General features: G+C 59.6%; 7 protein-coding genes. 2 read left to right on the forward strand and 5 right to left on the reverse strand.

Translation table 11 applies throughout. The annotated features are described in order from the left end of the window. A partial coding sequence (locus IRZ24_RS13095) for a class I SAM-dependent methyltransferase (RefSeq protein ID WP_297164959.1) occupies positions 1-510 on the forward strand: 510 nt, incomplete at its 5' end. Here the strand turns inward: IRZ24_RS13095 and IRZ24_RS13100 are convergent. Further along, complete coding sequence (locus IRZ24_RS13100; RefSeq protein WP_297164961.1) at positions 500-1555, reverse strand: WD40 repeat domain-containing protein; 1056 nt, start codon at positions 1553-1555, stop codon at positions 500-502. The two genes, IRZ24_RS13095 and IRZ24_RS13100, sit on opposite strands and share 11 nt — an antisense overlap. Before the next feature lie 483 nt (positions 1556-2038). Between IRZ24_RS13100 and ruvB the strand changes: the two genes are divergently transcribed. After that, on the forward strand, positions 2039-3184 hold the full coding sequence (gene ruvB, locus IRZ24_RS13105) for a Holliday junction branch migration DNA helicase RuvB (RefSeq protein ID WP_297164963.1): 1146 nt from the start codon (positions 2039-2041) through the stop codon (positions 3182-3184). Positions 3185-3298: 114 nt separating this feature from the next. On the opposite strand, the gene IRZ24_RS13110 is transcribed toward ruvB, so the two are convergent. From IRZ24_RS13110 to IRZ24_RS13125, 4 genes are all read right to left on the reverse strand, one after another. Beyond that, a complete protein-coding gene (locus tag IRZ24_RS13110; protein WP_297164965.1) occupies positions 3299-4480 on the reverse strand; it encodes a DNA replication/repair protein RecF in 1182 nt (393 codons plus the stop codon). Positions 4481-4813: 333 nt separating this feature from the next. Further along, on the reverse strand, positions 4814-5962 hold the full coding sequence (gene dnaN / locus IRZ24_RS13115) for a DNA polymerase III subunit beta (protein ID WP_297164967.1): 1149 nt from the start codon (positions 5960-5962) through the stop codon (positions 4814-4816). Positions 5963-6360: 398 nt separating this feature from the next. After that, entirely contained in the window at positions 6361-7488 is a 1128-nt protein-coding gene (locus IRZ24_RS13120; RefSeq protein WP_297164969.1) for a CoA transferase, read from the reverse strand. 255 nt (positions 7489-7743) lie between these two features. Then, positions 7744-8583 (reverse strand): cobalamin-dependent protein (locus IRZ24_RS13125; protein ID WP_297164971.1); only part of this gene is annotated, 840 nt, incomplete at its 5' end.

Genomic DNA, 8583 nt, shown 5'->3' on the forward strand with positions numbered 1-8583 from the left:
GCGCAGGGCCATGTGCTGGAGGTGGGGGCTGGCACGGGGCTGAACTTCGCCTACTATGATCCTCGCCAGGTGGAGTGCGTCGAGGCTATCGAACCTGATCCGGCCATGTTGCGCTATGCACAACGGCGCCAGGTACAAAGCGCGGTGCCTATCCACTTGCATCAGGCCCGGGTGGAGGAGCTGCCTTTTCCCGCGGCAAGCTTTGACAGCGCAGTTGCCACCCTGGTCTTTTGCTCGGTCGAAGAACCGGCCCGCGGTTTTGCTGAAATCCGCCGGGTGCTCAAGCCCGAGGGCCTGCTCCTTCTGGTAGAACATATACGCGCAGCCAGCCCCCGCATGGCACGGCTGCAGGACCTACTCACGCCCCTGGTGAAGCGCTGTGCAGGTAACTGTCACTGGAATCGGGCCACGCTCGTAACGCTCACTAAGGCTGGGCTGCGCGTCATATCCAGACGGGATGAAGGCCGCGGCTTACTGCCGCTGGTCATCGTGCAGGCAGTCAAGGAGTAAACCAGATTTGCACTGTCTGGTCATCGCCGGCGGAGGCGATACAGCTCCCATCGGGAGACCAGGCCAGGGCATTGACCTGATCGCTATGGCCGCTATAGGTGAAAGTGATCTCCCGCGCGGTCAGCTCCCAGAGATGCACCTTGCCGTCGTCCCCACCGGAGGCAAGGTAGCGTCCGTCAGGAGACCAGGCCAGGGCATTGACCCAAGCGGGATGTGCCTGATAGCTACAGAGAGCCTCGCCGGTGGCAGCGTTCCACAGGTGGACCTGGCCGCCGAAGCCGCCGCAGGCCACATACTGGCCATCGGGAGACCAGGCTAAGGCTCCCAGAGGAGTACCATGCTGCAGGGGGGCAAAGAGTTGGTGGCCGGTGCTCGCCTCCCAGATCTGCAGGGTGCCATCCCAGGAGGCGGAGGCGATCCGCCGTCCCTCTGGTGACCAGGCCAGAGCCAGCACCTTATGGCTGTGCCCATCATAGGTGAAGATGATGTCGCCATCCTTCAGGCTCCAGATTTCGACCAGGCCATCTTCGCTGCCGGAGGCCAGCTTGGCCCCTACTGGCGACCAGGCGAGAGCCAAAATATAGCGTGCATGGTCGCGGCGCGAGAGTAGCCGCTCACCATCGGCGGCATTCCATATCTGCATGGTCCGATCGTTGCCGCCAGTGGCAACATAGGCCCCATTTGGCGACCAGGCCAGGGTCAGCACCTGGCCCCGGTGGCCAGTATAAGTAAAGCGCTCGCTGCCCGTGCTGGCCTCCCAGACCTGCACGGTGCCGTCCATGCTGGCAGAGGCAATACATGTCCCATCGGGCGACCAGTCCAGAGTACGCACCCAGCTGCGATGGTCGCGGTAAACATAAAGCGTCGTTCCAGGTGTGGGCACGGCCAGGACCCCCGTCGCTGCTGTTGCTGCTATCGCTGTCGCTACACCATTGCCGCCGTGGCCACTAGCTGCAGCGGAAGCGGCTGCTCGGGTAAGATGCCAGGCTCGTACATGTGGGTGGGAAAGTCGAGCGACGGCGTAGCGGCTGGAGCGGTTGATCATCCTCGATCCTCTTCTTCCTTCCTTATCCTCTCGCTGGGTATTTCGTGGATCGATTGTAGGAGAGCAACGTACCGGTGTCAAGGAGACACGCTAAAATGGTACTTTTGCATAACCAGATGCTCTTGGCTCCCTTGCTCCCTTCTGCTCTGCCTGGCTCAGCTCCGCTGCCCCTTTCTGCTTATCTCCTGACTGGCCCTGTCGCCAGACGCTCAGGGGCCGCGTGATGCTTTCTTCTCCGAGACTTCCGCTGCTATAATGTAGGGAAAGAAAAGGAAAGATAGGTAGCGGGTAGAGGTCATTTGCAAAGATTGCCGATCAAGGCAAGGGTAGGGTTTGGGATGATGCGATGGGCCGAGGGGTCGAGGCGACCTTGTCCAGGTGGGAAGCAGAGCAAGGAGAGAGGCGCTTGCCGCTCCTGGGATGGAAGCGGAAGAGGTCCGACTACGCCTTGATGAGACCAGAGAAGATCAACAGGAGAGAGCTATGAGCGATCGGCTCGTCTCGCCGCGCGTGAGCCAGGAAGAAGAACTTATTGAGAGCAGTCTGCGCCCTCGACGCTTGTCTGAGTATATTGGGCAGGAGCGCATTAAAGAGAATCTCGCTATCCTGCTAGAGGCGGCTCGGCGTCGCAATGAGCCGGTGGACCATGTCCTCTTATACGGGCCGCCCGGCCTGGGCAAGACCACGCTCTGTAACATTATTGCCGCTGAGATGGGGGTCAATCTGAAAACCACCTCGGGCCCGGCTATCGAACATGCCGGCGATCTGGCCTCTATCCTGACTTCGCTGCAAGAGGGCGAGGTGCTCTTTATTGATGAGATTCACCGGCTATCGCGCGCCGTGGAGGAGCGTCTCTATTCAGCGATGGAGGATTTCGCCATCGACGTGGTGATCGGTAAAGGGCCGGGAGCGCGCTCGCTGCGCATCTCTTTGCCGCCCTTCACGGTAGTTGGCGCGACAACGCGCGTAGGGGCCCTTTCAGCCCCGCTACGTGATCGTTTCGGGGCCATCTACCGCCTGGAGTATTATGATGTCGAGGCCCTTAAGCAGATCCTGCGCCGCTCGGCGCGTATTCTGCGCGTACCCGCCGATGAGGAAGGCATCGAAGAAATCGCTACCCGCGCACGTGGTACACCGCGTATTGTGAATCGCCTATTGCGGCGTGTGCGCGATTATGCCCAGGTGAAAGCAGATGGTGTGATTACTCGTGAGATTGCTCGCGCCGCCCTCGATGCCCTGGAGATCGATCATATTGGACTGGACCAGACCGATCGCCATCTCTTGCTGACGATTATCCATAAGTTCGATGGGGGGCCGGTCGGCCTCGATACCCTGGCGGCCAGCACGAGTGAAGACCCAGAGACGATCGAAGATGTCTACGAACCCTACCTGCTCCAGCTCGGTTTCATCGCCCGTACGCCGCGTGGGCGAGTGGCCACTCGCCTGGCCTATGAGCATCTCGGCATCAATCCGCCCGCGTCTGGACCAAGTGGACGCCTCCCCAGCGGGCCGCAGTCAGCTTCTAGCGCCGGTCCCGAGCTATGGACCGCCGGCGAGGCTCGCGAGCGGTCCGAGGTGGCTACCGACTCTGAGCCCGAGCGCTCACTGAAGGACAGCGAGAGAGACTGATGGAGGCCAGCTAAAAAGCGAGAGGCAAGGCAACAGTCAACGGCTCAGCACACTGATTGCATCTCGCGCGCTGGCGCTGCTAAGGCCTTTCCCTTCCCTCTGAGCTGGCTTTCTCTACCACGGGTAGAGCTGGCCATTGACTACCTGGAACTTAGTAGCCCGCTCCAGTACCTCGGGAGGAAAATGAGCTGTATCAGTCGTAGTCAACAGCACTTGCTCATGAGCGAGAATGGCATGTAAAAGCTGCTCGCGCCGCCGTTGATCCAGCTCACTGAAGACATCATCTAGCAAAAGCACCGGCTCATCGCCTGTCGCGGCGCGCATATAGGCCAGCTCGGCGAACTTGGTCGCCAGGGCTACTGTACGCTGTTGTCCCCGCGAGCCGTAGGTGATCACACTCATGCCGTTTACCAGAAACTCCAGGTCATCACGATGTGGTCCCAGCAAACAGACCCCCTGCTGAATCTCTTTTTGCCGCATAGCATGAAGCTGCCTCAGATAGTAGTCCTGGGCTTCGGTGAGCGAACGCTGTGGATGCAGTTGGAAGGAGGGACGATAGACAATCTGGAGCTGCTCGCGTCCCCCACTTAGTTGCTCCTGGAAGGGAGCCGCCAGCTCATTGAGCGCCGACAGCATACGCTCCCGCTCAAACATAATCATCGTGGCTAGCAGCGTTAGTCGCTCATCCAGGTAATCAAGCAGGCGTGGATCTTCGTGATAGTCGCGAATGCGCTTGAGCAGCGCAGCGCGCTGCATAATGACCTTGCGATATTGTTGCAGGGCCTGGCAATAGCGAGGCCGCACCTGGCATAGACTGCGATCAATGAAGCGTCGCCGCTCATCTGGGGAGCCATCGACCAGATGAAGATCAGCGGGCGCAAAGAGGACATTGGTCAGGCTACCTATGAGATCAAGGGCCCGGCGCGGCACCTCGTTGATTTTAATGCGCTTGCGCTGTGTACCACCGGGCCAGTGGGGAGGACGGAGCGCCTGCTCGCCATTGCCCAGCAGGGGGGGAGTTGGATCGAAGATCACGATTTCAATATGCAACTCGCCATCGCGTCGCCGAACCCGGGCGTCGATGCGGGCCAGGTGATCAGGCGCGTACCAGTTGACGACCTCGCGATCAGCCGAGGCGTGGAAAGACGTGCTCGTAGCCACCATTGAGACAGCTTCAAGCAAATTGGTCTTGCCCTGAGCGTTTTCACCGCAGAAGAGAAAAAGACCTGGCCCCAGCGGCAGATCAAGCTGTTTATAGTTGCGAAAGTCGGTCAGCGCGAGATGTACGAGGTACATCTAAACTCCATCCACCTACCTATCTCCAATAAAAACAGCCACAGTCTCCCCGCGTGGCGGGCAGGTGGGCAAGCATATGTCTCTGCTGATGCGCGCCCGGCTTGCCGATGCAGCCGAGATTGTCGCTCCTGCGAAAGCGAAAGCTTGTAGCGAGGAAGCCCTCACCTGCCTGCCTCGCTCTGGCTGATGCCGCAGAAATCGGGCTGCAGTCGCCCAGGCCCAGCCTGCCAGGCAAAAGCTGAGCCGCCAGCGGGCAGGGAGATAGATGCTCTCTCACTATTCCAACGGCCCGTCTATCGCAGGACGGCAGAGCGAGGCAAGCAGGCGCTCTGATCAGCTGCGATTGGTATGCATTGGCATAATGACATACGTATAATCGGTCCCATCGACTGGGCGCAGCACGCCGGGGCGCATAGGCGAAGTCACCTCTAAAGCCACCTCTGGTGCATCTAGCACGTTCAGCACATCGACCAGATAGTCTACATTGAAAATAATCTGAATCTCCTCACCATCGACGGCGGCGTTCAGAGTACTGGTCGTATCGCCCAAATCCTCAGCGGTCGCCTCGATCGTCAGCGTACCAGTCGCTGAACCATTCGAGCCGCGCGGCGAGATCTTCAGGCGTGTAATATTCGAACTGTTGCGAGCAAAGAGAGCGGCAGCCTTCACACGCTCTGTCAGCGCTTTCGTCTCCAAGACAGCGCGTGTCTTATATTCCACTGGAATAATGGCGCGGTAGTTAGGGAAGGTGCCATCGAGCAAGCGAGAGACCAGATCGATCTGCTCTGTATGGAAGAGCACCTGACGATGATTCGGAGTCACGATCATCTCGACAGGGCCTTCATTGGGCAAAATGCGGGCCAGTTCCGTCAGCGTGCGTGCAGGAATCAAGATATCCTCGCGTGGCTCTGTGGCCCCCGGCAGTGGAGCTGTACGCGTAGCCAGACGGAAGGCATCGGCGGCCACAAAGGTGACCTGCTCATTGCGGACCTGCACCAGCACACCCGTAAAGACCGGGCGCGACTCATCCTTGGCGGCGGCGAAAGCCACCTGGCTGATCATCTCCTTGAGTAAGGGCGCCTCTAGTAGAATCGGAGGCTCTCCTCCCTCAGCAGTTGGAATCAGCGGGAACTCGGAGGGGTCCATCCCTTTCACATTGGTATTGATCCCCAGGCCCAGACACTGCAGATTGACGACATGTGTATCGGCCTGTGTCGTTACCTGAACCGACCCCTGGGGCAGACTGTTGACCAGTTCCGTGAAGAGGCGGGCTGGAACCGTCGTTGTGCCCTCTTCCTCAACCTGTGCCTCAACCCAGCAATTGATGCCAATCTCCAGATTAGTGGCCGCTAGTTTCAGTCGTCCCTGCTCCGCGCTCAGCAGCACATTGGCTAGAATCGGCAACGTGCTGCGGCTTGAGACGGCGTGGCTGACCACGGAGAGGCCACGGCTCAAATCTTGCTGCTTACAAGTGAATTTCACGTTCTTCCTCCAGATACACCATTATGTTCCCGATTAGTATATCCTATGCCGTCTAAGGGTACAACACTCAGACCCATTTGTCGTCGGACCAGATGAACAAGCCGGTGACTTCCCTACACAGGCAGGGTCAGCCTGGCCCCTAGTGCTTTCTGGCCTGGGCTAGCTAGCGGTGTGCCCAGACGAAAGCGGAGGGAAATGGCGGGTGGGGGAAATATCACCCCTCTCGCCAGGCCTTCATCTTCAGTGCCTTTACAGGTTGCTGCTTTCTCATTCTATGGAGTCCTCCACGGAACGGATAAGCGGTGCAGAGAGAACAGCCCTGACCTGATGGTCTCCTTGCCTGTCGTGGCTGCCTCGCTGAGGCCCCTAACCAGGCGAAGCGGGCTACAGGGGGAGGATCAAACCTTCTCGTTATCCTCGCCGAGCAGGGGAGGGGCCTTATAGAGACGGGCCGGGGTCTCCGAGAGGCGCAGGGGAGAACCGACCAGCTTAATTGTCCCTGCCGTTGGATGCTCGCACTCCCAGACGAAGCCGCGGGCCTGGAGATGCGGATCGCGAAAGACCTCGCTCACTTTATTAATTGCTCCGCAAGGAATACCGGCCTCGCGCAGCTCCTGCAGCCAGCTCTCACTATCCTTGGTGAGCAGCAACTCCTGCAGAATGGGAATCAGCTCCTCACGATGGCGGACGCGCTGAGGATTCGTCGCGAAGCGTGGATCATCGGCCAGCTCCTCGCGACCGAGCAGGCGGCAAAGAGAGCGGAAGAGGCGATCGTTGCCGCAGGTGATCACGATATAGCCGTCGCGTGTGCGAAACGCCTGATAGGGCACAATATTGGGATGGCCATTGCCGTAGCGCTGGGCCTCTTCGCCCGAGATCAAATGATTCGAAGCCACGTTCCCCAGCAGCGTAATGGTTGCCTCTAAGAGGGAGATATCAATATACTGCCCGCGACCCGTGCGGTCACGCACGCGCAAGGCAGTCAGAATAGCGATACAGGCGAAAGTCCCGGCAGTCAGGTCGCCGACAGGAGTTCCCACACGCATCGGCTCCCCATCGACTGCGCCGGTGACCGCCATGATGCCCGATTCAGCCTGGGCCACGAAGTCGTAGCCGGCGCGCTCAGCATAAGGGCCGGTCTGGCCATAGCCGCTGATCGAGCAATAGATCAAACCGGGATTAATCGCACGCAGATCCTCATATCCCAGGCCGTAGCGGGCCAGCGTTCCGGGGCGGAAGTTCTCCACCAGAACGGTCGCCTTCTTAATCAAAGCAAGGAGACGCTGGCGATCATCTTCGCGTGTGAAATCCAGCGTGATGCTGAACTTATTGCGGTTGAGTCCCAAATAGTAGGCGCTCTCGCCGGCGATGTAGGGAGGGCCGAACTGACGCGTGTCGTCGCCTTTGCCTGGCTGCTCAACCTTGATGACCGTGGCCCCGAGATCGCCAAGGATCATGGTACAATAGGGACCGGCCAAAACGCGTGAGAGGTCGATGACGAGGACATCCGAGAGAGCCGCTTCCATGATCGTGATCCCCTTTCGCTTGAAGCCTGTCAAATCTCACCCATTGCCTGTTGCCTGTACGGTCTGCAGCAGGATGGGAAGACGCGAGCAAAGCACGGACAGAACTCCCGCCCGGCCCAGGTGGCAGCCGCTCAACCAGAGTGAAGACAAGCGAGGGCGCATTAAGTATCAGGGCAAGGGGCCCAGGGCCAGCGCCAGCCCGCGCCGCCATCATAGAGACGTTAAGCGAAGCCAGGGGAGCCTGTCAAGATAGCGCTAGGACGGGTGGGTCGGTGAGGCAGACGGTAGCGTCTTGCCCGAGGGATCATGAGCCTCGGGATCTGCCTTTTTCTGAACGGTGTGTGTGCGCTCAGAGCCGCCGGCCAGATAGTCCTCGAGCACCTGACGCAGCTCTTGAACGATCTGCTGCATAGAGCCGCTCAAGTAAAGGCCGCCAGGTACATGGTGGGCTAACTCGCTATGATAGAGGAATGCCTGACCGCCGAAAACCAGAAGTGGGCGCGGCTCAGGCAACTCCTGCAGGCGACGCGCCAGGTCGATCAGGGTGGCAACGTAGGCCGGCATGGTCACCGAGATGCAGAGCATGACTGGCTGCAGCTCGCGCACTACCTCTAGCAGGCTGGTGGTCTCGATGCTCTGGCCCAGGTAGATGGTGCGCATACCAGCCCGGCGCAGCAACAGGGCCAGCATCAGGGGTGCCAGCTCGTGCGGCTCACCTGGTGCGCAGCCGCAGATGACCAGCGGCCCGTGATTCTCACTGACTGAAATGTAGAGCAGGTTCGTCAGGAAGCCACGAAAGAAGTTGCTGGCGAAGTGTTCGATAGCCACGCTAAGGCGACCTGTCTCCCACAGATGACCAACCTGCCAGAGAACCGGGGTCACTACCTCGGTGCAGACCTGCTCGACGGGGTAGAGCGCCAGCAGCGAGGCCAGCAAGCGCTGTGCACGCAGATCATCCAGGCACTTAAAGGCATCAATTAGCTCTTCCTGTACTCTATGAATATTGTAGAGGGCCAGAGAACCGCTGGCCGGGGCGGCTCCGCTGGCGCCAGGCGGAGTGGCAAGCGGCCTGACGATGTTGGGAGAGCGTGAGGA

Source organism: Thermogemmatispora sp. (assembly GCF_019683755.1).
In the GTDB taxonomy this organism is placed as follows: domain Bacteria; phylum Chloroflexota; class Ktedonobacteria; order Ktedonobacterales; family Ktedonobacteraceae; genus Thermogemmatispora.

Coding starts and splice junctions, on each gene's coding strand:
- IRZ24_RS13110 (WP_297164965.1), bottom strand. CDS start 4,480: ATGTACCTCGTACATCTCGCGCTGACCGACTTTCGCAACTATAAACAG.
- IRZ24_RS13120 (WP_297164969.1), bottom strand. CDS start 7,488: ATGGAAGCGGCTCTCTCGGATGTCCTCGTCATCGACCTCTCACGCGTT.
- ruvB (WP_297164963.1), top strand. CDS start 2,039: ATGAGCGATCGGCTCGTCTCGCCGCGCGTGAGCCAGGAAGAAGAACTT.
- IRZ24_RS13100 (WP_297164961.1), bottom strand. CDS start 1,555: ATGATCAACCGCTCCAGCCGCTACGCCGTCGCTCGACTTTCCCACCCA.